Origin of the sequence: Aliidongia dinghuensis (assembly GCF_014643535.1) — a bacterium.
Taxonomy (GTDB): domain Bacteria; phylum Pseudomonadota; class Alphaproteobacteria; order ATCC43930; family CGMCC-115725; genus Aliidongia; species Aliidongia dinghuensis.
The window spans coordinates 315,285-340,281 of the sequence record NZ_BMJQ01000006.1; the positions used below are offsets into that span (position 1 = coordinate 315,285).

Sequence of the window (24,997 nt, forward strand, 5' to 3'; positions counted from 1 at the left end):
GCGAGATTAGAAATTGAGGTCCGCATAGGTCAGGCTCGCGACGCGCAGGATCTCCTCCGACGACATTTCGCCGACCATGACCGCGCTCAGGTCGTCGTTCTGCCAGATGCAGATCCGGGTCGCCCCGGACTGGCGGAGCTCGAAGCCATCGGCGCCGGTCGGCCCGTGCAGATAGACCGTGAAGCGCCGGCCGCGCCCGTCGCGATAGCTGAGCTCGAGGGCGCGCCGGGCCTGCGGGTCGCCATAGATGCCGACCGCATCGAGCGCGAACCCCGCCTTCTCGAGGTTCGGTGTCTTGACCGGCACCTTGAGCGCCGCGCTGAGGAGCTGATCCCGGGCCGCCGGAGGCGGCAAGGTCGAGCCGGCGAGCGTCTCGGCCGGCCGCTCGGCGCCGTCCCGCGCGGCGATCGCCTCGGCGACCAGCCGGTCGGCGGGAGCACTCCGGAGCAGCGGCGCGCCAAACCAGCCGAGAGCGGCCAGCACCGCGGCGGCAGCGATCGCCCACGCGGCGGGCCGTAGCCAGCCTCTCTGCCGGACCTGCGGCTGTTGCCGGATGGTGGTCCGCGCTATCGCCTCGCCGAGCGCCGCCGGCAGGGGTTCTTCCGCAAGCCGCCCATAGATGCGTGCGATCTGCGCCTTGTCCGCCCGGAGGGCCGCGACCCGCGCCGCGAGCACCGGCCGAGCGGCCAGCGCAGCCGCGATGTCGGCCGCGCGCGCCGGGTCGAGCTCGCCGTCAATGAACGCGTTCAGATCCTCGTCCGGAATCATCTGTTCCTGCATCATCAATCCTCCGCCGTTTCGACGGAATGGGAGGGACCGGCCGGGACTCCGTTGGACGGAGACGGTGGCCGACCGTCCGCCAGCTCGAGCCGGCCGCGCAGCTGGGCGCGCGCCCGCGCGAGCCTCGACATGACCGTGCCGACCGGGATGTCGAGCGTCGCTGCAACCTCGCGATAGCTGAGGCCCTCGAGCCCGACCAGCAGCAGCACCTCGCGATGCTCGACACTGAGCTCGTTCATCGCCCGCACGAAATCCATGGCCGCGGTCCGTTCGCCGGGCGGCAGGCTCATGGCGAGCGAATTCGCCGTCTGCTCCAGTTCGACCATCGTGCCGCGGCTGCGCTGCTCATTGAGCGCGCTCATATAGAGATTATAGAGAATCGTCCGCAGCCAGCCGAAAATCCGTGAACGATCCTGCAACGTCCCGCTGTAGCGCAGCGCGCGTTCCGCGCAATCCTGGACCAGATCCTCCGCCATCGCCCGATTGCCGACCAGTGCGATTGCATAGCGATGGAGGCGCGGCAGCTCCTTCAGCAGCCGGGCGGGAAAGTCCATCGCCTCCCCGTCGCCTCGACCATCGTCAGCCCCATTGCCTGTACCTGGGCCAGTACCTGGGCCAATACCGGGCGCGGCATCGCCGTTGCTCCGCCGACGGCCCGGGAAACGATAGATCATGCCTCGGCCCCGCGACAGATCGACATACTCGGCACCCTGGAAACCGACCGCAACCAATCGCGGTCCCTTCCGCTCTTGGACGGTAAAATAGCGCAATCTATTCCATAGGCTCGCGTCATCGTCGCGAACCCCGGCAGCGGCTCCCGGCCTGATCGGCCGCGCTCCCAGGGTCCCGCAAAGCGGCGATAGGGTGCATTATGGGGAGCAGGCGGGTGACCCGGAAGTCACGAACCCGAAGGACGAGGTGATGCCATGGCCTTCGACGAGCCCCTCTTCGAGGACCGGCGCGATGCGGGGCGGCAACTTGCCCGGTCGCTTAGCCATTTGAAGGCGCTCAGCCATTTGAAGTCGCCTGATCAGCAGAACACGCCAGGCGAAGCACCGGCCGTGCTGGCATTGCCCCGCGGCGGCGTGCCCGTCGCCTACGAGATCGCGGCAGCGCTCGACGGCGTGCTCGGTCTCGTGCTCGTCCGCAAGATCGGCGCGCCTGGAAATCGGGAGCTGGCGCTGGGCGCGGTCGTTGGCGGCCCCCATCCGCACCTGGTGCTGAACGAGAAGCTGGTGCAGCTTCTGGAACCGCCGGCCGAGTTCATCGCCGGATCGAAGGAACGCGCGCTCGAGGAGATCGAACGGCGGCGCCGGCTCTATCTGGGCGATGCGCCGGCGCTCGAGACCGCCGGACGCCTCGTCATCCTCGTCGATGACGGGATTGCGACCGGCGCCACGGCAAAGGCGGCGCTCGCCGGCATCGCGCAGAGCCAGCCGGCACGGCTTGTCCTGGCCGTACCGGTCGCCCCGCCGTCAACAACACGGGAACTGCGCGACCTCTGCGACGAGCTCGTCTGCCTCGCGACACCCGAGCCGTTCTATGCCGTCGGCCATTTCTATCGGAATTTCGATCAGGTATCGGACGACGAGGTGCTGCAGCTGCTCGACCGGGCGCGGCGCCATTTCCCCGATGGCCCGGACGCCACGCCCCCGGACGGTGGGCGGCAGGGTTCGGCCAGCTGACGTCATGCCGGGGCGACGGGCCGTCAGGCGGATCGCCTCGGCTTGGCCGTCAGGCGCGACAGGCTCGCGACGGCCGCCAGTCCTGCCGAGACCGCCGCGATGGCGAGCGCCACGCCCTCGGCGTCGGCCACGACCCGGAAGCAGATCGCGGTCACCGTGGCGCCGGTCGTCTGGCCGATGAGGCGCGCCGTCGCCAGCATGCCGCCGGCCGCCCCGCTGCGGTGGATCGGCGCCGAGGCCAAGAGGGTGCGGTTGTTCGGTGCCTGGAAGAAGCCGAACCCGAAGCCGCAGAGCGCCATGCGCCAGATCACGTCCTGGGAGCCTGCATCGGCCGGCAGCAGGGCAAGCGACGCCAGGCCGATGCACAGCAACGCCAGGCCGGCGCTGCTGAGGATGGCGGCCGGATAGCGATCGGACAGGCGGCCTGCCAGCGTGGCGCTGACGCCGACCGCGCACGGCCAGGGCGTCATGAGCAGGCCGGTTTCGACCTGGTCGCGGTGCATCACGCCCTGCAGGAAGAAGGGCATGGAGACGAAGGCCAGCATCTGAGCCGTGAAGGATGCGATCGAGGTCGCGACCGACAGCGTGAAGATGCGGCTCTTGAGCAGATCGATCGGTACCAGCGGGTGCGGCTGCTTGCGCGACCATTGCACCAGGAGCACGCCGACGCCGAGCGCGGCCGCGATCTCCACGGCGCCGACCCAGGCAACGCCGCCGCGCGTCAGCACGTCGACGCCGGTGAACAAGAGGCCGAAGGTCGCCATATTGAGCAGCGTGCCGCGCTTGTCGAGCCGCCCGGCCGTCGGGCTCACCGGCAGCGCCGCGCGGCCGAGCAGGAACGCCAGGATGCCGAACGGCACGTTCACCGCGAAGAGCCATTGCCAGGGCCCGACCGCCAGGATGGCCGAGGCCACGCTCGGCCCGACCGCGGCCGAGATCGACACGACGAGCGCGTTGAATCCCACGCCCCGCCCGAGCCGTGCGGCCGGATAGGTGAAGCGCAGCAGCGCGCCGTTCACGCTCATGACGCCGGCCGCGCCGAAGCCCTGCAGCGCCCGCATCAGCGCCAGCGCCGGCAGCGAATGGACGAGCGAGCAGCCAAGCGACGCGATCGTGAAAGCGACGACGCCGCTCAAATAAACCCGGCGATAGGTAATGGCGCCGCCGAGCGCCGCGAGCGGCAGCAGCGAAACGACGATGGTCAGCTGATAGGCGCTGACGACCCAGACGGACTCGGCCGGCTCCGCCGCGAGGTCGCGCGCGATCGTCGGCAGCGCCACATTGGCGATCGCGGAATCGAGCACGGCCATGACGAGGCCGATCCAGATGGTAAGAACCGACCAGTAGCGCTGCGGAATCGGCAGGCCGTCGGCCGCGGCGCGATTGGGGAGCGGCGCCGCAGCACCGGGCGCTTCGGGGCTCACGGCACGCCCTCCGCCGGCTCGAAATCCATGATGATGTCGCCGGCTCGCTCGATGGCGGCCATGATGGAGCCCCAGGGGTGCATTTCGCGCCCGATCATGCCGCCCGGATCGTCGATCGCGAACGGCTTTTCGGGAAGATCAGCCCTTCCATGCCGCCCGCCTGGATGGAACAATTCCGTGGCCTGCTGCCGGCCCGCATTGTGGAGCCCCGCAGCTTCAACGAATTCCCCCGCAACGCCGAGGAGTTCCGCCATGTTCGTCACCGCGAAGGACGGCGTCCGCCTGCATGTGGAGGCGGCCGGCGCCGGCACGCCCATCCTGTTCATTCACGAGTTCGCCGGCAATCACGGCAGTTGGGAGCCGCAGCTGCGTTTCTTCGCCCGCCGCCATCGCTGCATCGTCTACGCTGCCCGGGGCTACGCCCCGTCCGACATCCCGACGGATCCGGAGGCCTATTCCCAGGCGATAGCGGCCGACGATGCTGTGGCCGTGCTCGACGGCCTCGGCATCCCGAAGGCGCATATTGTCGGCCTGTCGATGGGCGGCTTCGCGACCGTGCATTTCGGCCTGCGCACGCCCGAGCGGGCCCTGTCGCTCACGGTCGCCGGTGCCGGCTACGGTGCCGAGAAGGCGTACGAGGCGCATTTCCGCAGCAACTCGCGCGAGGTCGCGGATAATTTCGAGCGCCTGGGGGCTGAAGTCTTCGCCAAGACCTACGCCGTCGGCGCCAGCCGCGTGCAATTCCAGAACAAGGACCCGCGCGGCTGGCAGGAGTTCGCCGACCGGCTCGCGACCCACTCGGACCTGGGCGCCGCGCTCACCATGCGCGGTGTGCAGGCGCGCCGGCCGTCGCTCTGGGACCTGGAGGACGAGCTGAAACGCATGACGGTGCCGACCCTGGTCATGGTCGGCGACGAGGACGATCATTGCCTGCAGCCGGGTCTCTTCCTCAAGAAGACGATCCCGGCCTCAGGCCTCGCAATCTTCCCGAAGACCGGCCATACGCTTAATCTCGAAGAGCCGGCCGCCTTCAACGCCCAGCTCGCCGAATTCATCGCCCAGGTCGAGGCCGGCCGCTGGCTGCCGCGCGACCCGCGCGCCATTTCCGGCGAGATCATGCGGACGGCCTGAGCGCCGCGCGGACCCGGCCCGACCGGGGCAGGAGATCGCCCCGGCAAGACACAGCCCGCATCGAAAAAGCGTAAAGAATCGGTGCTTTAGTCCCGCGACCGTTCCGGGGCGCACGCATCTTCGCAGCCCATTCCTCCCAAAATCCCCATGCTGGAAGATCGCCCATGCGCCTCAACGGCTTTCGCATTCGCATTGCCTTGTCCGCAACCCTGGTCCTGGGCGCGGCAGCGCCGGGCCACGCGGATGAGCCGGCCGAAGCGATCGTCAACGAGACGATCGTCGTCACCGGATCGGCGATCAAATCCGCGGACCTATCGAGCGAACAGCCGGTGACCGTCGTCACCGCCGAAGAATTGCAGCAGTCGAGCGCCATCACGCTGCAGCAGTATCTGGACAAGGTGCCGGCCTTGGGCTTCCAGGGCCTGACGAGCGCGCAAAACTCCGTCGGCACCGCCGGTGGCTCGGGCAATAACTTCGTCGATCTGCGCAACCTCGGGCCGGCGCGCACGCTGGTCCTCGTCGACGGCAAGCGCTTCCCGCCGAGCAGCACCGGCACGTCCGAGGCGGTCGACCTCGGCAATATCCCGCTCTCGCTCATCGACCATGTCGAGATCCTGCGCGACGGGGCCTCCACCATCTATGGCTCCGACGCGATCGGCGGCGTCATCAACATCGTGCTGAAGAAGAATTTCGATGGCGTCGAGGCCTCCGCCGAGACCGGCACCTCGACCCATGCCGACGGCACGAGCTGGGACCTGAGCTCGACGGTCGGCCACACGTTCGACCGCGGCAACCTGATGCTGAACGTCGAAGGGCAGGAGACCGACCCGATCCTGCAGCGCACGCGCACCTGGGCGCGCGACCAGTTCCTGCCGATCGAGCCCAACGGCAGCCTGACCGTGTTCCGCAACGCGGGCGGCATCGCCGTGCTGCCCAAGAAAATCACCGATCCCGCGACCGGGCTCAGCTCGAAGCAATGGGTGTTCGGCGACGACGGCGCGTTCCACCCCTATTCGGCCGCCGACCGCTACGATCTCTCGACCAACAACGGCCTCACCATCGGCCAGTCGCGCGTCAGCGCCAATGCGCTCGGCCAGTGGGACCTGACGCCCGACGTGACCGCCTATGGCGAGATCCTGTTCACCGACCGCCAGTCTGAAACGCAGAAGGGCCCGGCGACGCTCGGGCTGACGCCGGTCACGCTCAAGTACCCGAATGGCTTCGTCGTGCCGGCGAGCGCCCCCGGCAATCCGTTCGGCGAGAACATTGTGTTGAGCAAGCTCTTCTCGCAGGTCGGCAACGAGATCGGCAATGTCGACGCCACGACCTATCGCATCCTCTCCGGACTGCGCGGCACGATCTGGGGCCGCTACGACTGGGACGTCTCCTATGGCTATGGCCGGGCGAGCGAGCAGTTCAAGACGACCAACGCGCTCAACTTCACCCATGCGGAGCAGGAGGTGGGGCTCGTCCCCTGCTCCGCCGCGGATGTCGCCGCCGGCTGCGGGCTCGCCAACATGTTCGGCCCGCACAGCCTGACGCAGGGCGCCATCGACTATCTGCGTTATACCTCGCAATCGTCGGCCGATTTCGAGCAGCACACGGTCGACGGCACGATCACGGGCGATGTCGCCAACCTGCCGGCGGGCCCGCTCAGCCTCGCCATCGGCGGCGCCTACCGGCGCTTGAGCGGCGCCTACACGCCGGACGCCGTGACGCTCGCGGGCAACCAGCAGGGCGCCGACACGGAACCAACCGCCGGCGGCTACAGCGTGCGTGAAGGATTTCTCGAGTTCAAGGCGCCGCTCCTTGCCGATCTGCCGCTCGTCCATGAGTTCGACGCGAGCGGCTCCATGCGCTATTCGAACTATTCGAACTTCGGCGACGCGGTCACCTGGAAGGCCGGCCTCGACTGGCAGCTGACACCGGACATTCGCCTGCGCGGCGCCCGCTCGACCGGCTTCCGCGCGCCGTCGATCAGCGAGCTTTACCTTGGCCGGACGTCGGTCTCGAACGCGTTCAACGATCCCTGCGACGCCGGCGCCGGCCTGACCGCGAACCCGGTCGTGGCCGCGAACTGCCGGGCGCAAGGCCTGCCGGCGAATTACGCGCAGCCGACCAACAACTACAACACGCTTCTGGGCGGCAACCCGAAGCTCCAGCCGGAGACGTCACAGAACTGGACGTTCGGCACGGTGCTGACGCCGCGCTTCATTCCCGGCCTGTCGATCACGGCCGACTATTTCAATATCTATGTGCGCAATGCGATTTCGGCGCTGAGCGCCACGACCATCGTCCAGACCTGCTATGAGAGCGCGGGCTTGAGCGACCCGCTCTGCCGGCTGATCAGCCCGCGCGGCGGCGCCGGCAACCTTACGACCGTCAACGACATCGAGGCGAACCAGGGGGCGGTCAAGACCAACGGCCTCGACGTCGCCGTCGACTATGGCTTCGACGTGAAGGCGCTCGGCCTCGGCGACAACGGCCATATCGAGCTGACCGACGCCTCGACCTTCACCTTCAGCTATCTCGCCCAAGCCGGCGCCGGCGGCAAGTTCGTCCAATTGGCCGGCACCGTCGATCAGCCGACCAGCGCCACCAACCCGGGCTCGATCCCGCATTTCCGCTCGACCGGGACCCTGTCATACGAGCTCGGGCCCGCACGCTTCGCCTGGACCACCCGCTTCATCGGCGGCGTCCACGCGCTGGGTGCCGACCTGGCCGAGACCGGCAACCGGACGGCCGCCGTGTTCTACCACGACATCGTCGGCAGCTATCAGCTGGGCCGGGTCACGCTCATCGCCGGCATCGACAACCTGTTCGACAAGAACCCGCCGTTCTATGACGACGGCACGGTCAACACGAGCGAATACACCTACGACGTCATTGGCCGGTTCTTCTATGCGAAGGCGGTGGTGCGGTTCTAGCCGGCGCCGTCGACCCTGAGCGTGTCGCCGGTGACCGAGCGCGCCGCGCCGGAGGCGAGGAAGGCGACGGCAAACGGGGCTTCTGCCCAAGCATGAGGCGACGAGCCCAGAGACAACGGCGCCAAATCGTTCCATGATCGCGCGGACCGAGCCCACGCCCTTGTCCCGGGGCGCACGGCCCGGGGCTGGCACGCTTTTCATCGAAATGTCCCGGGTTCCCGTGAAATCGGCAGCGGCTCAATGCGCTGCGCCAACCCGCCGGTCCGCTCAGGCACGCAGATTGCTTGGTCACTCGTCGAACAGAACATCGCGGTGAGGAAGCCACACCATGAAACGTCGCTCGTTCCTGACCACTGCCGCCGCCGCCGGCGCCGCTCTCGCAGCACCACGGCTCAGTCTTGCCCAGAATACGCGGGTCCTGAAGTTCGTGCCGCAGGCCAACCTCTCGTCGATGGACGCGGTGGCCGGCACCCAATATGTCGTGCGCAACGCCGCCATGATGGTGTGGGACACGCTCTATGGCGTGGACAGCACGGTCACGCCGAAGCCGCAGATGTGCGAAGGCCACGAGGTCAACGCCGACTTCACCCAATGGACGTTCAAGCTCAGGGACGGCCTCAAATGGCATGACGGCGAGAAGGTCACGACGCGCGACGTGATCGCGAGCCTCCAGCGCTGGATGGTGCGCGACACCATGGGCCAGCGCATCAAGGCCTCGATGGACGCGCTCGAAGCGGTCGACGACCGGACGTTCCGCTTCCGGCTCAACAAGCCGTTCCCGAAGATGCTGTTCGCGCTCGGCAAGACCAACGCCCCGGTGGCGCTGATGATGCCGGAGCGCATCGCGAAGACCGACCCGTTCCAGCTCATCAAGGAATATGTCGGCTCGGGGCCCATGAAGTTCAAAGCCGACGAGTGGGTCCCGGGTGCGCGCGCCGTGTTCGAGCGGTTCGACGGCTATGCGCTGCGCCAGGAGCCGGCGTCCTGGAATGCCGGCGGCAAGAAGATGAACTTCGACCGCATCGAATGGATCATCCTGCCCGACAGTGCCACGGCGAGTGCTGCCCTCCAGAACGGCGAGGTCGACTGGTGGGAGAATCCCATCGCCGACGTGGTGCCGCTCCTGAAGAAGAACCGCAACATCAGCGTCGATATCGGCGATCCGCTCGGCAATATCGGCAGCTTCCGCATGAACCACCTGAACCCGCCGTTCGACAAGGTGGCCGTCCGGCGCGCGGTCATGATGGCGCTGTCGCAGGCCGACTACATGCAGGCGGTCATGGGCGACGACCCGTCGCTGTGGAAACCGTGTCCGAGCTTCTTTACCCCCGGCACGGCGCTCTATACCGAAGTGGGCGGCGAGTTGCTGAAGGGGCCGCGCGACATCGAAGGAGCGAAGCGCGCGCTCCACGAAGGCGGCTACAACGGCGAGCGCATCGAGCTCCTGGTGCCGGTCGACGTGCCGATCACCAAGGCGGAGGGTGAGGTCACGGCCGACCTCTTGAAGAAGATCGGCATGGACGTGAACTACGTCGCCGCCGACTGGGGCACGGTCGGCACCCGCCGGGCCAAGAAGGATCCGGTCGACAAGGGCGGCTGGAACATCTTCCACACCTGGCACGCCGGCGCCGACTGCATCAATCCGGCGCCCTATACGGCGCTCGACGCCGGCGGCGACAGCGCCTGGTTCGGCTGGCCGAAGTCGGACGCGGTGCAGGCCGGCATCGCCCAATGGTACAGCGCCGCCGACCCTGCTGCCGAAAAGGCCGCGGCCGAGGCGATCAACCGGGCGTCGTTCGAGAACGTCAGCTACATCCCGACCGGCTTCTTCCTGATGCACACCGCCTGGCGCAAGAACGTCTCGGGCATCGTCAAGGCGCCGTTCCCGGTGTTCTGGGGGGTCGAGAAGGCCTAGGCGCGATGTTCGCCTATATTCTGCGCCGCGTGCTGGCCACCATCCCGATCATGGTGGTGGTGGGCCTGCTCGTGTTCTCGCTGCTCTACCTGGCGCCGGGCGACCCGGCCGCGATCATCGCCGGCGACCAGGCGTCGCCGGCCGATATCGAGCGCATCCGCGTGGCACTCGGCCTCGACCGGCCGTTCCTGGTCCGCTTCAGCAGCTGGGCCTGGGACGTGCTGCGCGGCAACCTCGGCAACTCGGTCTTCACCAACCTGCCGGTCACGACCATGATCGCCCAGCGGATTCAGCCGACGCTGTCGCTGATGGCGGTGACGCTCGTGTTCTCGCTCGTGACCGCCATCCCGCTCGGCGTCGCGGCGGCCTGGAAGCAGGGCTCGGCGATCGACCGCTTCGCCATGCTGATCTCGACCGCCGGCTTCTCCGTGCCGGTCTACGTGGTGGGCTACGTGCTGGCCTACGTCTTCGCGCTCGACGGGTTCGATCTCGGCATCGGCGTTTTCCCGGTGCAGGGCTACACGCCGATCGAGGACGGCATCGGCCCCTGGTTCATGAACCTGTTGCTGCCGTCGATCGCCCTCGGCCTCGTCTATATGGCGCTCATCGCGCGCATCACGCGCGCCACCATGCTGGAGGTGCTGAGCCAGGACTATGTCCGGACCGCACGCGCCAAGGGTGCGGGCCAGGGCTCGATCCTGTTCGTGCATGCGCTCAAGAACGCGGCCGTGCCGATCGTCACCGTCGTCGGCATCGGCTTCGCGACGCTCATCGGCGGCGCGGTCGTGACCGAGAGCGTGTTCGCCATCCCGGGCCTGGGTCGCTTGACCGTCGACGCGATCACCCGGCGCGACTACCCGATCATCCAGGGCGTCGTCCTCATGTTCAGCTTCGTCTATGTGCTGATCAACCTGGGCGTGGACCTGCTCTATACCCTGTTCGATCCGAGGATCCGCTATTGAGCCTGCCCGTCGAACCGACCTATCTGGCGGCGCCGGCCCTGCCGGACGTGTTGCCGCCGCGCAAGGCGCGCAGCCGGGCGATGCGGTTCGTCCGCCGCCATCCCTCGATCGTGCTGGGCGGCCTGCTGCTGGCGCTGATCGTGCTGGTGGCGGTGCTCGCCCCCTATCTCTTCACCATGGACCCGACCGCGCTGTCGCCGGCCCGGCGTACGCGGGCACCATCGGCGCAATATTGGTTCGGCACCGACATGCTGGGGCGCGACATCTATTCCCGCGTCGTCTATGGCGCGCGGATCTCGCTGTTCGTGGGCTTCGCCGTCTCGGCGGTGTCGTCGGTCATCGGCACGGCGATCGGCCTTTGCTCCGGCTTCATCCGCGCGCTCGATGCCGTGGTGATGCGGGTGATGGACGGGCTCATGTCCGTGCCATCGATCCTGCTCGCCATCGCCTTCATGGCGCTCCTGGGCGCCTCGGTCCCGAACGTAGTCATCACCATTTCGATCGCCGAGATCCCGCGGGTCGCGCGTCTCGTGCGCGGCGTCGTGTTGTCGCTGCGCGAGCAGCCCTACGTCGAGGCGGCGGTCACGTCCGGCACCCGCACGCTCAAGATCATCTGGCGCCATATCCTGCCCAATACGCTGGCACCGATCATCGTCCAGGCGACCTTCGTCTGCGCATCCGCGATGCTGACCGAGGCGACGCTCTCGTTCATCGGCGCCGGCACGCCGCCCGACATCCCGTCCTGGGGCAACATCATGTCCGAAGGCCGGGCGCTCTGGCAGGTGAAGCCGTTCATCGTGTTCTTCCCGGCGCTGTTCCTCTCCATCACCGTGCTCGCGGTCAACATGCTGGGCGATGGGCTGCGCGACGCGCTCGACCCGCGTCTCGCCAAGCGGATCTGAGCCATGGCCGCATCAGCCCTGCTTTCGGTCGAAAGCCTGCAGACCCATTTCGCGACCCTCGACGGCGTGGTGCGCGCCGTCGAGGGCCTGTCGTTCACCGTCAACGCCGGAGAGACGGTCGCCATCGTCGGCGAGTCCGGCTGCGGCAAGTCGGTGACCTCCATGTCGATCCTGCAGCTGCTGCCGACGCCGCCGGCCAAGATGGCGGGGCGCATCCTGTTTGAGGGCCGCGACCTGCTCGCCTGCTCCGATGTCGAGATGCGGGCCATCCGCGGCAAGGACATCAGTATGATCTTCCAGGAGCCGATGACGAGCCTCAATCCGGTGCTCACCATCGGCCGGCAGATCGGCGAAAGCCTCAGGCTGCACGAAGGCCTGTCGAAGAAGGCGGCTGAGGCGCGCGCGGTCGAGATTCTGTCGCTCGTCGGCATTCCGGCGCCGGAACGGCGGGTCAAGGAGTACCCGCACCAACTGTCGGGCGGCATGCGCCAGCGCGTGATGATCGCAATCGCACTCGCCTGCAATCCCAAGCTCTTGATCGCCGACGAGCCGACGACGGCGCTCGACGTCACCATCCAGGCGCAGATCCTCGACCTGATGCGCGACCTGCAGCGCCGGCTCGGCTCCGCCATCATGCTGATCACCCACGACCTGGGCGTGGTCGCCGAAATGGCCGAGCGGGTCGTCGTGATGTATGCCGGCCGCAAGGTCGAAGAGGGCCCCGTGCGCGACATCTTCGCCCGCCCGCTCCATCCCTACACGCACGGCCTCCTGGGCGCCGTGCCGAAGCTCGGCTCCTCGCTCGAGACCACGAAGCGGACGAAGCTGACCGAGATCGGCGGCCAGGTGCCGTCGCTGCGCCAGCCCATCGTCGGCTGCCCGTTCGCCGCCCGCTGCGCGCAGGCGACCGACGTCTGCCGCAGCATGGCGCCGGCGGTGGAGGAGAAACGGCCGGGCCATCTTGTCGCCTGTCACCACGCCGTCCGGGAGCTGGCCGCATGAGCGCCGTCTCCACGAATGGGCGGCCCCTGCTCGAAGTCCACGCGCTGAAGAAGCATTTCCCCTTGAAAGGGGGCCTCTTCGGCCAGCGCAAAAGTGTCGTCTATGCGCTCGACGGCATCAGCTTCAATCTCGACCGCGGCGAGACCCTGTCGATCGTCGGCGAGTCGGGTTGCGGCAAGTCGACGCTGGGCAAGACCATCCTGCGCCTGCTCGAGCCGACGGATGGTGCCGTCATGCTCGACGGCAAGCGGGTCGACAATGTGCCGCGCTCGAGCCTCGGCGACTTCCGCCGCCGGGTGCAGGTCGTGTTCCAGGACCCGTTCTCCAGCCTCAACCCGCGTCAGCGCGTGCGCGACATCATCGCCGAGCCGATCGTGAATTTCGGCCTCGCCCGCGGCAAGGAACTGGACGAGCGTGTCGCGGCCTTGATCGACAAGGTGCGGCTGCCGCGCGACGCCATGAACCGCTTCCCGCATGAATTCTCAGGCGGGCAGCGCCAGCGCATCGGCATCGCCCGGGCATTGGCCCCGGGCGCCGACCTCATCATCTGCGACGAGGCGGTCTCGGCCCTGGACGTCTCGGTCAAGGCGCAGATCGTTAATCTGCTGTCGGACCTGCAGGACGAGCTGGGCCTGGCACTCCTATTCATCAGCCATGATCTCGCGATCGTCGAGCACCTGACCCATCGGGTCGCGGTCATGTATCTGGGCAAGATCGTGGAGTTGGCCGACCGGCGGACCTTGTTCGCGCAGCCGCACCATCCCTATACGCGGGCGTTGCTCTCCGCCGTGCCGGTGCCGGACCCGACGGAGAAGCGCAGCCGCATCATCCTCAAGGGCGACGTGCCGAGCCCGATCGACCCGCCCGCCGGCTGCCGCTTCCAGACGCGCTGCCCCTATGCCTTCGACCGATGCCGCCGCGAGGAGCCGGAGCTGCGGCCGACCGCCGCACCGGGCCAGACGGCGGCCTGCCATCTGGATATCATCCCGGCCTGATCCGACGCGTTGAGGAAAGCCCATCATGGCGGCCAAGCCGATCCGCATCGCCGTGCTCAAGTTCTCGCACGAGACCGTCACCTTCCTGCCCTATGACACGACTGAGGCCGACTTCACGTTCGAAGGCTCGCCGGCCAAGGGCGAGGCGCTGCTGGCCGCGGAGCCACGTTCCTATCTCGGCGGCTTCGTCAAGGTCGCGCGCGAGTTCGACGGGGTGGAGCTCATCGGCATCGAATCGCCGCTCGAGGCCAAGACCGGCTCCGGCTCGGGCTGGCTGACGCGCGACACCTACGAGCATTTCGTCGCCCGGATGATTGCGGGCATCGTGGCGGACGGCCCGTTCGACGGCGTCTACATGGCGCTGCACGGCGCCATGGCGGTGCGCGGCGTGCCGCGTCCGGAAGCGGAGCTCGCCCGGCGCGTGCGGGCAATCGTCGGACCCGAGGCCTTCATCGCGGCGACCTTCGATCCGCACGGCAACGAGGACGCGGAGTTCCTCCGCCACGCCAACCTGGCATTCACCGTGAAATATTTCCCGCACTATGACGACTATCTGCAGGGCGAGCGAGCGGCGCGCACTCTGGTGCGGGCGATCCGCGGCGATTACCGGCCGGCGACCGTCACGATCAAGGTGCCGATCATTTCGCCGACCGTCCTGCAATGGACCGGCGCCTCGCCCTGGATGGATCTGGTGCAGCGGGCACTCACCTGGGAGGCGCGCGAGCCCGATGTCTACGTCAATTTCTTCTTCGGCTTTCCCTGGGCCGACGTGCCCGACGTGGGCATGACCTTCCAGGTCCAGACCAACGGCCAGCCGGAGCTTGCGCGCAAGATCGCCCGCGACATGGCGGAAGCCGCCTGGCGCAAGCGGGAGGCGCTCGTCCACACGACGAAGATCCACCAGATCGCGTATGGCGTTGTGCTCGCCGCCCAAGCCGTCGCCAACGGCCGGACGCCGGTGGTCCTCGCCGACCATAGCGACCGGTCCGGCTACGCCACCTGGCTGCTCCGCGCGATCGTCGAGCGGCCGCTGTCGAAGACGCTCATCGCGACCGTGACGGATGCCGAGGCGGTCGATGCGCTGCTGGCTGCCGGCGTCAAACCCGGCGATCCGTTCGACCGGGCGATCGGCGGGCGCGCCGACGTCTCGGCCGGCGCACCGGTGCGCATCCGGGGCACAGTGCTGCGCGTGACCAAGGGGCTCGGCCGCAACGACGGCGACCATTGGATCCACGTCGGCTTCGGCGACGGCAACGTGCTGTTGCTGAGCCGCTATCTGGCCCAGGTGATCGAAACCCGGTCGCTCATCGAGGCCGGGCTCGATCCCGACGCCTTCGACGTGATCGCGCTCAAGTCGCGCGTCCATTTCCGGCGTGGCTTCGACGACACCGGCTTCGCCCGGACCATCCTCCTGGTCGAGCCCGACGAGCCGTTCCTCGGCACGGTGCGCCTCGAAGGGCTGCCGTACGAGACCGTCGATCTCCAGGCCTACTATCCCTACGGCAATCCCGCCTTCGAAATCCCCGACTAAGGAGTTTCCACCCATGCGCCTGGTCACCGTTGCGGCTGCCCAGTTGGGGCCGATCCAGAAGAACGAGCCGCGCACCGACGTCGTGCGCCGCATGCTGGCGCTCATGGACGAAGCCAAGCGCGCTGAAGCCGATCTCATCGTGTTTCCCGAGCTGGCGCTCACCACCTTCTTCCCGCGCTGGTACATGGAGGATCCGGCCGAGATCGACCAATGGTTCGAGCGGGAGATGCCTAGTGCCGCGACGCGCCCGCTGTTCGAGCGCGCGGCCGAATACGGCATGGGCATGTATCTGGGCTATGCCGAACTGACGCCGGACGGGCGCCACTTCAACAGTTCAGTCCTCGCCGACCGCACCGGCGCCATCGTCGGCAAGTACCGCAAGGTCCATCTGCCGGGCCATGCCGAGTTCGACCCCGAGCGCGCGTTCCAGCATCTGGAGAAGCGCTATTTCGAGCCGGGCGACCTGGGCTTCCCCGTATGGCGGACCATGGGCGGCATCTTCGGCATGTGCATCTGCAACGACCGCCGCTGGCCGGAGACCTATCGCGTCATGGGCCTGCAGGGTGTCGAGATGGTGCTTGTTGGCTACAACACGCCGTCGATCAATTCGCAGAAGAGCGCCGAGGGGCCCGAGCAGCGGCTGTTTCACAACCGCCTCTCGGTGCAGGCCGGCGCCTATCAGAATTCGACCTGGGTCGTCGCCGTCGCCAAGGCCGGCATCGAGGACGGGTTCCCCATGATCGGCGGCAGCCTGATCGTCAATCCGGACGGCGAGATCATGGCCGAGGCGAAGACCGAGGGGGACGAGCTTGTCGTCCATGCCTGCGACCTCGACGCGACCACCTTCGGCAAGACGACGATCTTCGATTTCGCGCGGCACCGCCGCATCGAGCATTACGGCCGGATCTGTGCGCAGACAGGCCCCACGCCGCCCGCGCTGTAATCACCTTTTCCCGCGAGGCCTTCGATGACCGACGAGACGACGCTTCCCTTCGACCTGCTCATCCTGGGCGGCACCGTGATCGACGGCACGCGCGCGCCGCGCTTCAAGGCCGATGTCGGCATCCGGGCCGGGCGGATCGCGGCCGTCGGCGATCTGACCGGCCAGGCCTCCCGGCGGACGCTCGACGCCGCGGGCAAGATCGTGGCGCCCGGCTTCATCGATTCCCACACCCATGACGACGGCGCCGTGCTCTCGGCACCCGACATGATCCCCAAGGTTTCGCAGGGCGTCACCACGGTCGTCACCGGCAACTGCGGCATCAGCGTCGCCCCGCTGCTGCCTGGCTCGGCGCGGCCGATGCCCCTGACCCTGCTCGCCAACGAAGACGGCACGGCAGCCGAATTCGCGCGCTTCGCCGACTATGTGGCGGCGCTGCGCCAAGCGCCAGCGTCGGTCAACGTGGCGCCGATGGTCGGACACACGACGCTCCGGATCAGCGCCGTGGCCGACCTCGACCGGGCCGCGACGCCGGACGAGATCGCGGCCATGCAGGGCATGCTCCAGGAGGCGCTCGAGGCCGGCGCCGTCGGCATCTCGACCGGCACCTATTATCCGCCGGCGGCGGCCGCACCGACCGAGGAGGTGATCGAGGTCTGCCGACCGCTCAAGGGCTCGGGGGCCGTCTACGTCACCCACATGCGCAACGAGGCGGAAGGCTGCATCGAGTCGCTGAACGAGACGTTCGAGATCGGCCGCGCGCTGGACGTCCCGGTCGTGATCTCGCACCACAAGCTGAATCGCGAGGCGAATTTCGGCAAATCGAAGCTGACCCTGCCGCTGATCCGCGCGGCGATGGAGTGCCAGTGCGTGGCGCTCGATTGCTACCCGTACAACGCCAGCTCGACCATGCTGCACACGGAAGCGGAAAAGCTCGAAGGCCGGGTGCGCATCGCGACCAGCAAGCCGCATCCGGAATGCGCCGGCCGGGATCTGGCCGACATCGCGGCCGAATGGGGCGTCGATCGCGTCGAGGCCGCGCAGCGTCTGCAGCCGGCGAGCGCCATCTATTTCAGCATGGACGAAGGCGACGTGCAGGCCATCCTGGCGTTCGAGGAGACCATGATCGGCTCCGACGGCCTGCCGCTCGGCGAGAAGCCGCATCCGCGGCTGTGGGGCACCTTCCCGCGCGTGCTCGGCCACTACAGCCGCGACCTGAAGCTCTTCCCGCTCGAAACCGCGGTCTGGAAGATGAGTGGCCTGACCGCGAAGAATTTCGGCATCGCCGAACGCGGCACGATTGCCGTCGGCAACCATGCCGACATCGTCCTCTTCGACGCGGCCACGGTGCATGACGCGGCGACCTACGACACGCCGTGCGAGCCGGCCCAAGGCATCGAGGCCGTCATCGTCAACGGCGCCTTGACCTGGTGGCAGGGGGCGCATTGCGGCGCCAAGGCCGGGCAGGTGCTGACGCGGCGCCCGCCCCAGGCGTGACGTCCACCTACGCCGCGGATCGCCGGCCGGCGCCGTAGAGCCAGTCGAGGCTCTGGCAGAACCGCTCGGTATCGAGGTCCCGCATCATCTGGTCGCGCAGCCGGGCGTGCACGCCCGCCGGGTGATAGACGTGGCGGCCGAGCTCGCGCGACTGCAGCTGGACGCGGGCCGTGCGCAGCAGGCGCGCCGCAGTGTAGGCGTCGAGCGCCGCGGACGGATCGGCCCCGCCGTCGGCCAGCCGGTCGGCGAGGCAGACCGCGTCCTCCAGCGCCATGCAGGCGCCTTGCGCGAAATATTGCAGCATCGGGTGCGCGGCATCGCCCAGGAGCACCGTCCGGCCGTCGACCCAGCGGTCGACCGGGTCCCGATCGCAAATTACCCAGGCCTTCCAGTCGCGGCCGTGGCGGATGATCGCCTGGGCGCGCGGATGGATGCCCTGGAAGCCGGCCATGACCTCGTCATGGCTCACCGGCTTGCCGGCAACGAGCTCGGTCGCGTCGTTATGGGTCGTGATCGCCAGGTTGAACAGCTTCCAACCGGCGAGTGGATAGTGCACGAGATGGCACTTGGCGCCGGCCCAGAGTGTCGCCGCGTTCCAGCGCAGGTCTTCCGGCATCTGGTCGACCGGGATGACCGAGCGATAGGTCGTGTGCCCCTCGATCCGGGGCGCGCCGTCGCCGACCATCTGCGCCCGGATCGCCGAGCGCAGCCCGTCGGCGCCGACGAGGACCCGGCCCGCGATGCGATCGCCCGAGCGCAGCACCGCCGCCGCACCGTCCGCGACCGCTTCGTAGCCGACCACGTCGCAGCCGGTCCGGAGCTCGACAGCGGCCTCCCGCTCGCAGGCGGCCACGAGCCCGCTGTGCAGCTCGCCGCGATGCACGACGGCATAGGGGTTGCCAAAGCGCGTGCGGAACGCGCCCATGACGTCGATATGGGTGATCTCCTCGCCCGACATCGCATCCATCAGGCGCAGCTTGTCGATGAAGACCGCCTTCGCGCGGGCAATCTTGCCGATCCCGAGACGATCGAGGGCGTGGAATGCATTGGGCCCGAGCTGGATGCCGGCGCCGATCTCGGCAAACCGGCCGGCCCGTTCGAGCACCGTGACCGCGAAGCCCTTGTGTGCGAGCGCCAGTGCCGCGGCCAAGCCGCCTATGCCGCCACCGGCGACGACGATCCGATCTTCAGCCACGTCCCCTCCTCCATGATCGTTCGCTATTCCCGCTGCTTCTCCGCACCGGGTTCCGGCGCCGCGCTCGTACGCCGGCTCGCCGGGAACTTCTTGCCCGCGGTCTGGATCAGCGTGTCGATCTCGCCGCGGGCGATCTCCGCCTCCAGCTGATCCAGGTTCTCGTAGAGCTGGATCAGCGTTGCCTTGAGCGACAGCGCCTCAGCGGTCGTCAGGCTGCTGGTCACGACCTCTTCGTAGTGCGCCGCCACCGGCATGTAGCGGTCGGCCAGCGCCCGCCCCGCCTCGGTCAGCGTCACCTGCAGGCTCCGCTGGTCGTTCTCCGGCCGCTGGCGCGTGAGCACGCCGCGCTTGTGCATGCCGGCGACGATGCGCGACAGGGTCGAAAGATCGGTCGAGGTGAGCGCCGCAAGCTCGCCGAGCTTCAGCGGCCGCGCCTCCTCCGCGAGCGCCGCCAGCACCCGGTACATCTGCAGCGACAGGCCGTCGCGCTTGATGACCTGGACGAACAGGTCGCCCATCCGGATGCCGAGGCGAGCGATCAGGTAGGGGAAGGAATCTGACAATCGATACATGGGGTTGGTTCCGGCGCTTGGTTCCCGGCGACAGGGGACCGCCCAGGCTTACCATGCACCGCTCCGATCGCAACTCTTGCATCAGCATCACTTGCATTTGCAATATTACCGTTGACAAGTTATCCACCGATCGCTCTGATGCTGTCAAGCAGGCAATCACGGTGACGAGGAACGAGGCGATGCAGGGCAAGGTGGCGCTCGAGGAGCATTTCGCGCTGACGGAGACGCTTTGGGACAGCGCACGTTTCGCGCCCGAGGCCGACTGGCCGGAGCTCAAGGCGCGGCTGATCGATATCCAGGACCGGCGGCTCCGCGAGATGGACGCGCACGGCATCGAGATGATGCTGCTGTCGCTGAACGCACCCGCCGTGCAGGCCGTGCCGGTGCTGCGCGACGCGATCGAGCTCGCCCGGCGCGCCAATGATTTCCTGGCCGAGCAGGTCCAGCGCCGGCCCGATCGGTTCCAGGGCCTGGCGGCCCTGCCGATGCAGGACCCGGACGCGGCGACGCACGAGCTCGTCCGGGCCGTGACCGAGCTGGGATTCCGCGGCGCGCTCGTCAACGGCTTCAGCGAGGCGCATGGGCTACCCCGGGCGATCTACTACGACACGAAGCCGTTCTGGCCGTTCTGGGCGGAGCTCGAACGGCTGGGCGTGCCGTTCTACCTGCACCCGCGCAATCCCCGGCCGGAGGACGCGCCGATCTATGACGGCCATCCCTGGCTCCTGGGCCCGACCTGGGCGTTCGGCCAGGAGACGGCGGTCCATGCGCTCCGCCTCATGGGCTCCGGCCTGTTCGACGCGCATCCGGCGATCCAGGTCGTCATCGGCCACCTGGGCGAGGGCCTGCCCTACTCGCTCTGGCGCATCGACAACCGCAACAAATGGATGAGCGAGCAGAACCGCTATCCGGCCAAGCGGAAGATCGCCGACTATTTCCGCGAGAATTTCTACATCACGACGTCCGGCAACTTCCGGACCCAGACGCTGATCGACGCGATGCTGGAGGTCGGCGCCGACCGCATCCTGTTCTCCGCCGACTGGCCGTTCGAGAACATCGATCACGCGGCCCAATGGTTCGACACGGTCGCGATCGCCGAGGCCGACCGGCTCAAGATCGGGCGCACGAACGCCTGGTCGCTCTTCAAGCTCGACACGCCTGCCCGATAAGCCCGCGGCCAAGCGGCAGAGAGGCACAACCCGGGAGGAAACCATGGCGATCACCCCCGAGATCGACGTGCATGAGGAACTGGCGACGGCCGACCTCGGCCCGTTCCACAAGACGTTGGGCATGCTCATCACGCTGGTGACACTGTTCGACGGCTACGACACGTTCAATCCGGCCTATGTCATCCATTACGTGATGAAGCCGTGGGGCCTGGCACCGGGCCAGGCCGGCCTGCTCGTCAGCTTCGGGCTCATCGGCTTCCTGGTCGGCGCCGTCGGCCAGGGCATGATCGCTGACCGGATCGGCCGGCGGGTGACGCTCATCGGCGGCCTGTGGATCGTGAACCTCTTCACGCTCGCGACGGCCTTGTTCGCCGATAGCTTCTGGAGCTACTGCGGGCTGCGCTTCCTGACCGGCCTGGGCCTGGGCGTGCTGCTGCCGCTCGGCGCCACCTACATCAACGAGTTGGCGCCGCGCCGGATCAGCAACCGCTTCTCGCTCTGGGGCGTGACACTCGGCTGGTCGCTGGGCGGCATGCTGGCCGGGCTCGCCGGCGTGTTCCTGACGCCCGTCTACGGCTGGCCGGCGCTCTATTACGTCGGTGCGCTCTCCCTGCCGCTCACCCTGGTGATCCAGCGCGTGCTGCCGGAAAGCCCGCGCTTCCTCGCCCAGCGCGGTCGGTCGGGCGAGCTTTCGGCCTTGCTGGGCCGGCTCCGGCCCGAACGACGGGCGCTCTACGCGGATGCCGTCTTCGTCTCCCATGAGGCGGCGGCAAAGGGCAATCCGGTCGCCGTCCTGCTGAGCGCCCGCTACCGGCGGCCGTCGGTCACCATCTGGCTCACCGCCTTCATGAGCTTGTTCGCCATCTTCGGCCTGACCGGCTGGATCCCGACCGTGATGATGCAGCGCGGCGAGAGTTTCGCGGCGTCGTTTGGCTTCGGCGCGCTGATGCAGGCGATGTCGTTCATCGGCGGGCTGACGCTGGCGCGCTTCGCCGACCGGCCGCAGGCGCGGGCATCGCGCTATCTCGCGGCCTGGTGGGCGGTCGGCGGCCTTGCGGTCGTGACCCTGGTCGTGGCCAGCGGCCATGTGCTGAACCTGGTCATCGTGGCGCTCGCCGGCTTCTGCATCGTCGGCGCGCAGCACGTCTTCAACAACGTCACGGCCAGTGCCTATGACACCGACGTGCGCGCGAGCGGCGTCGGCATGATGCTGGGCGTCGGCCGGCTCGGTGCCATCCTGGGGCCGTTCGCGGCCGGCTTGCTGCAGCAGGCGACCGGCGGGCCGGACGCGGTGTTCTGGGCGATCGGCGGGGCCGCGATCGTGGCGGCGCTGGCGATCGCATCGCTCGGCGCCCACGCGGCCGCTCCCGCGGTCGAGACCGAAGCAGCGACGGCGGGCTGAGGATGGAGCCCTTCACCTATAACGCCAGTGCCGTGCGCATCGTGTTCGGCCACGGCACGCGCACGGCTCTCGCCGACGAGATCGCCCGGCTCGGCTGCAGCCGCCCGCTGCTCTTGTCGACGCCGCAGCAGGCGGCAGAGGCGGAGCGCCTGGGCGCCGCGCTCGGCCAGCACTTCGCCGGCCTGTTCGCCGGCGCCGTGATGCACACGCCGGTCGAGGTGAGCGAAGCGGCCGTGGCCCATGCGAAGGCGGTCGATGCCGACTGCCTGGTCGCCGTCGGCGGCGGGTCGACGATCGGGCTCGGCAAGGCGGTGGCGCTCCGTACCGACCTGCCGCAGATCGTCGTGCCGACGACCTATGCCGGGTCGGAGGCGACCTCGATCCTGGGGCAGACCGCGGACGGCGCGAAGACGACGCTCAGGAGCCCAAAAGTGCTGCCGGAGGTCATCCTTTACGACGTCGACCTGACCCTGACCCTGCCGCCCGGACTGACCGCGGTGTCGGGCATGAACGCGATCGCCCATGCGGTCGAGGCGCTCTATGCCGCCGATCGCAACCCGGTCACATCCATGATGGCGGAGCAGGCCGTCCGCTCGCTCGCCCGGGCACTGCCCGTTCTCACGGCCGAGCCGCTCGACACGCCCGCGCGTGCGGAGGCGCTCTACGGTGCCTGGCTGAGCGGCACCTGCCTCAACGCCGTCGGCATGGGGCTGCATCATAAGCTCTGCCACACGCTCGGCGGCACGTTCGACCTGCCGCATGCCGAGACGCACACGATCATCCTGCCCCATGCCGTGCGCTACAACGCGCCGGCCGCACCGGACGCCATGGCGCGCATTGCCCAAGCGCTCGGCGCGGCGGACGCAGCCGGGGGCCTGTTCGATCTGGCCCAACGGCTGGGCGCGCCGACCGCACTCGCGGCGTTGGGCCTCGAGGAGAGCGATCTCGACCGCGCCGCGGCTCTTGCGGTCGCCGCACCCTATCCCAATCCCCGTCCGCTGAGCGAACCGGCAATTCGGGCCCTGCTCGGCAACGCGTTCCGGGGCATCCGGCCGAGCGAGGACAATTGCCATGCGTGACTTCGACGAGACCAACATCACCGCGGCCGTGATCGAGCAATTCGAAGCCGCGACCGATCCGCGCCTCAAGCAGATCATGGCCAGCCTGGTGCGCCACCTGCACGATTTCGTGCGCGACGTCGAACCGACGTTCGAGGAATGGTCCTTCGCCATCGACTTTCTGACCCGCACCGGCCAGATGTGCACCGACAAGCGCCAGGAATTCATCCTGCTGTCGGACACGCTCGGCATTTCGATGCTGGTCGACGCGATCAACCATCGCATGCCCGAGGGCGCCACCGAGACGACCGTGCTGGGACCGTTCTATGTCGAAGGCCCGCCCGAGCTGCCGCTCGGCGCCGACGTCTCGAACGGCATCGCGGACGAGCCGCTCCTGGTCGAGGGCACGGTTTCGTCGAGCGACGGCACGCCGCTTGGCGGTGCCATCGTCGACATGTGGCAGTCGGACAGCGACGGCTATTACGACGTGCAGCAACAGGATCTCGACGGTCCGCTGCTGCGCGCCCGGTTCCGGACCGACGCGGCCGGGCGGTTCTGGTTCCGCTCGATCATGCCGGCCTATTACCCGATCCCGCACGACGGCCCGGTCGGCCAGATGCTGGCGGCGACCGAGCGTCATCCGAACCGGCCGGCGCACGTGCATTTCATGATCGCCGCCGACGGCCACGAGACGCTCATCACGCATGTCTTCGCCGCCGACAGCCCCTACCTCGATTCCGACGCGGTGTTCGGCGTCAAGAACAGCCTGATCACGGAATTCGCCCGCCGCCCGGCCGGTCTCCCGATCGATCGCGACCATCGTCATCTCGCCTACGACTTCGGGCTGAAGCGCCTCGACGGCAAATGAGCTGCAAACCATCTCGAACAGGAGCGGTGCAATGACAACCACGGAAGATTTCGGCGATACCACGGCAAGCACGCCGGCCACGGCGGCCTGGACCTTGCTGACGGCCCGCGTGCTGCTGGCCCCGCTGTTTCTCTATAGCGGCGCGGGCAAGCTGCTCGCCTTCCACGCGACCGCGGCACGGCTGCCCGGCGGGGCCGACGGCTTCGGCGTCCTGCTTGCCGCCGGTGCGCTCTCGGTCGAACTCGGCTGTGGCCTTGCGGTCCTCCTCGGCCTGTTCGCGCGTCCGGCGGCCATGATCCTGATCCCGTTCACGATCGCCGTGACGCTGATGTTCCACAATTTCTGGGCAGCGCCCGAGGCGCAGGTCACGGCGCAGACCATCAATTTCCTGAAGAACCTGGGGCTTATCGGGCTCATGGGCCTGATCGCCACCTTCGGCCCCGGCCCCTTCGCGCTCGGCCCCCGCCGCTAGGCGAACGCTCAAGGCCGGTCGTTGACATCGTCTTCAGCTGAGGGCGTCAGCCGCCGACGACGTCACTCACGAGCCCCGCGATCGTCTGCAGGCGGCTCGGGGCTCCGCTGGCATCGCCCGATGGATTCGGCGCGGCGGTGATCGCCGGGCTCGCGCCATCGAGCGAAGGGAGGTTCGCCGGGTCGACGGGCGCTGCCGCCGGCATAGCCGGCAATGATGGCGTCGATGCCCCGGGGATCGAAGCTCCGGGGATTGATGCTCCGGGGATTGAAGCTCCGGGGATCGACGCTCCGGGGATTGGTGCACCAGCTGTCGGCAGGGCCCCGCCGGCCGGCATGGCGCTGGCCGCAAGCGCCGTCGGATCGGCCTGACCCGGCGCTGCCGCCGCGCCGAGGCCGGTTGCGGCCGACGGGTCCGGGACCGCGGACTGGAGCAGCGCGCCCGGTGTCGGAACGCTGGGCAACGCGGCGGAACCCGGCGTGGTGCCGGGGACAACGGTGTAGGAACTCATGCCATAGGAGGCGCCGATGGCGCCGGGCTGGACCATATCGCCGACCGAGAGCATGCGGG

The 24,997-nt window shown here is 68.3% G+C and carries 24 protein-coding genes; 16 read left to right on the top strand and 8 right to left on the bottom strand.

Features of this window, described 5'->3' with window-relative positions:
• Positions 1-6 precede the first annotated feature (6 nt).
• Positions 7-783 carry a hypothetical protein gene (locus IEY58_RS13775; protein WP_189046631.1) on the bottom strand — a complete coding sequence of 259 codons (777 nt, stop codon included), beginning with the start codon at positions 781-783 and terminating at the stop codon, positions 7-9.
• Positions 783-1,334 (bottom strand): RNA polymerase sigma factor, encoded by a 552-nt coding sequence (locus IEY58_RS13780; RefSeq protein WP_189046633.1) that lies wholly within the window; start codon positions 1,332-1,334, stop codon positions 783-785. Before IEY58_RS13780 ends, IEY58_RS13775 begins: the two co-directional genes overlap by 1 nt.
• A gap of 372 nt (positions 1,335-1,706) precedes the next feature.
• On the opposite strand from IEY58_RS13780, the gene IEY58_RS13785 reads away from it, so the two are divergent.
• Complete coding sequence (locus IEY58_RS13785) at positions 1,707-2,465, top strand: phosphoribosyltransferase (protein ID WP_189046635.1); 759 nt, start codon at positions 1,707-1,709, stop codon at positions 2,463-2,465.
• 23 nt (positions 2,466-2,488) lie between these two features.
• Here IEY58_RS13785 and IEY58_RS13790 read toward each other — a convergent pair whose 3' ends face one another.
• Both IEY58_RS13790 and IEY58_RS13795 read right to left on the bottom strand, forming a co-directional pair.
• Complete coding sequence (locus IEY58_RS13790) at positions 2,489-3,889, bottom strand: MFS transporter (protein WP_229743712.1); 1,401 nt, start codon at positions 3,887-3,889, stop codon at positions 2,489-2,491.
• Positions 3,886-4,143, bottom strand: coding sequence for a bifunctional DNA primase/polymerase (locus IEY58_RS13795; RefSeq protein WP_189046637.1), 258 nt, complete (start codon positions 4,141-4,143; stop codon positions 3,886-3,888). Before IEY58_RS13795 ends, IEY58_RS13790 begins: the two co-directional genes overlap by 4 nt.
• Here IEY58_RS13795 and IEY58_RS13800 point away from each other — a divergent pair.
• Both IEY58_RS13800 and IEY58_RS13805 read left to right on the top strand, forming a co-directional pair.
• Entirely contained in the window at positions 4,142-5,020 is an 879-nt protein-coding gene (locus IEY58_RS13800) for an alpha/beta fold hydrolase (RefSeq protein ID WP_189046639.1), read from the top strand. The genes IEY58_RS13795 and IEY58_RS13800 overlap by 2 nt on opposite strands.
• Positions 5,021-5,184: 164 nt before the next feature.
• A complete protein-coding gene (locus IEY58_RS13805; RefSeq protein ID WP_189046641.1) occupies positions 5,185-7,947 on the top strand; it encodes a TonB-dependent receptor in 2,763 nt (920 codons plus the stop codon).
• Here the strand turns inward: IEY58_RS13805 and IEY58_RS34625 are convergent.
• A complete protein-coding gene (locus IEY58_RS34625; protein WP_268237572.1) occupies positions 7,944-8,072 on the bottom strand; it encodes a hypothetical protein in 129 nt (42 codons plus the stop codon). The genes IEY58_RS13805 and IEY58_RS34625 overlap by 4 nt on opposite strands.
• Before the next feature lie 203 nt (positions 8,073-8,275).
• Between IEY58_RS34625 and IEY58_RS13810 the strand changes: the two genes are divergently transcribed.
• Genes IEY58_RS13810 through IEY58_RS13845 form a run of 8 tightly spaced genes read left to right on the top strand, consistent with a single transcriptional unit; the run spans position 8,276 to position 17,691 of the window.
• A complete protein-coding gene (locus IEY58_RS13810) occupies positions 8,276-9,862 on the top strand; it encodes an ABC transporter substrate-binding protein (RefSeq protein ID WP_189046643.1) in 1,587 nt (528 codons plus the stop codon).
• Between the two features lie 5 nt (positions 9,863-9,867).
• Positions 9,868-10,824 carry an ABC transporter permease gene (locus IEY58_RS13815; RefSeq protein ID WP_189046645.1) on the top strand — a complete coding sequence of 319 codons (957 nt, stop codon included), beginning with the start codon at positions 9,868-9,870 and terminating at the stop codon, positions 10,822-10,824.
• Positions 10,821-11,726, top strand: coding sequence for an ABC transporter permease (locus IEY58_RS13820; RefSeq protein WP_407648394.1), 906 nt, complete (start codon positions 10,821-10,823; stop codon positions 11,724-11,726). Before IEY58_RS13815 ends, IEY58_RS13820 begins: the two co-directional genes overlap by 4 nt.
• A gap of 3 nt (positions 11,727-11,729) precedes the next feature.
• Positions 11,730-12,728 carry an ABC transporter ATP-binding protein gene (locus IEY58_RS13825; RefSeq protein WP_189046647.1) on the top strand — a complete coding sequence of 333 codons (999 nt, stop codon included), beginning with the start codon at positions 11,730-11,732 and terminating at the stop codon, positions 12,726-12,728.
• Positions 12,725-13,723, top strand: a complete 999-nt coding sequence (locus tag IEY58_RS13830) for an ABC transporter ATP-binding protein (RefSeq protein WP_189046649.1) — start codon at positions 12,725-12,727, stop codon at positions 13,721-13,723. The genes IEY58_RS13825 and IEY58_RS13830 overlap by 4 nt, the downstream gene beginning before the upstream one ends.
• Before the next feature lie 25 nt (positions 13,724-13,748).
• Positions 13,749-15,254, top strand: a complete 1,506-nt coding sequence (locus IEY58_RS13835) for a M81 family metallopeptidase (protein ID WP_229743713.1) — start codon at positions 13,749-13,751, stop codon at positions 15,252-15,254.
• Between the two features lie 13 nt (positions 15,255-15,267).
• Positions 15,268-16,197, top strand: coding sequence for an N-carbamoyl-D-amino-acid hydrolase (locus tag IEY58_RS13840; RefSeq protein ID WP_189046651.1), 930 nt, complete (start codon positions 15,268-15,270; stop codon positions 16,195-16,197).
• Positions 16,198-16,221: 24 nt separating this feature from the next.
• Entirely contained in the window at positions 16,222-17,691 is a 1,470-nt protein-coding gene (locus IEY58_RS13845; RefSeq protein WP_189046653.1) for an N-acyl-D-amino-acid deacylase family protein, read from the top strand.
• 7 nt (positions 17,692-17,698) lie between these two features.
• On the opposite strand, the gene IEY58_RS13850 is transcribed toward IEY58_RS13845, so the two are convergent.
• Both IEY58_RS13850 and IEY58_RS13855 read right to left on the bottom strand, forming a co-directional pair.
• Positions 17,699-18,886 (bottom strand): 3-hydroxybenzoate 6-monooxygenase, encoded by a 1,188-nt coding sequence (locus IEY58_RS13850; protein ID WP_189046655.1) that lies wholly within the window; start codon positions 18,884-18,886, stop codon positions 17,699-17,701.
• Between the two features lie 23 nt (positions 18,887-18,909).
• Positions 18,910-19,458, bottom strand: coding sequence for a MarR family winged helix-turn-helix transcriptional regulator (locus IEY58_RS13855; RefSeq protein ID WP_189046657.1), 549 nt, complete (start codon positions 19,456-19,458; stop codon positions 18,910-18,912).
• A gap of 161 nt (positions 19,459-19,619) precedes the next feature.
• Between IEY58_RS13855 and IEY58_RS13860 the strand changes: the two genes are divergently transcribed.
• The 5 genes from IEY58_RS13860 to IEY58_RS13880 are packed head-to-tail and all read left to right on the top strand — an operon-like array spanning position 19,620 to position 24,427.
• Positions 19,620-20,627: an amidohydrolase family protein gene (locus IEY58_RS13860; protein ID WP_308422423.1), complete on the top strand. Its 1,008-nt coding sequence runs from the start codon at positions 19,620-19,622 to the stop codon at positions 20,625-20,627.
• Positions 20,628-20,670: 43 nt separating this feature from the next.
• Positions 20,671-22,029 (top strand): MFS transporter, encoded by a 1,359-nt coding sequence (locus IEY58_RS13865; RefSeq protein ID WP_189046659.1) that lies wholly within the window; start codon positions 20,671-20,673, stop codon positions 22,027-22,029.
• Positions 22,030-22,031: 2 nt separating this feature from the next.
• Positions 22,032-23,108, top strand: coding sequence for a maleylacetate reductase (locus IEY58_RS13870; RefSeq protein WP_189046660.1), 1,077 nt, complete (start codon positions 22,032-22,034; stop codon positions 23,106-23,108).
• On the top strand, positions 23,101-23,955 hold the full coding sequence (locus IEY58_RS13875; protein WP_189046662.1) for an intradiol ring-cleavage dioxygenase: 855 nt from the start codon (positions 23,101-23,103) through the stop codon (positions 23,953-23,955). Before IEY58_RS13870 ends, IEY58_RS13875 begins: the two co-directional genes overlap by 8 nt.
• Before the next feature lie 31 nt (positions 23,956-23,986).
• Positions 23,987-24,427: a DoxX family protein gene (locus IEY58_RS13880; RefSeq protein ID WP_189046664.1), complete on the top strand. Its 441-nt coding sequence runs from the start codon at positions 23,987-23,989 to the stop codon at positions 24,425-24,427.
• 46 nt (positions 24,428-24,473) lie between these two features.
• On the opposite strand, the gene IEY58_RS13885 is transcribed toward IEY58_RS13880, so the two are convergent.
• Positions 24,474-24,992 (bottom strand): hypothetical protein, encoded by a 519-nt coding sequence (locus IEY58_RS13885; protein ID WP_189046666.1) that lies wholly within the window; start codon positions 24,990-24,992, stop codon positions 24,474-24,476.
• Positions 24,993-24,997: the final 5 nt, after the last annotated feature.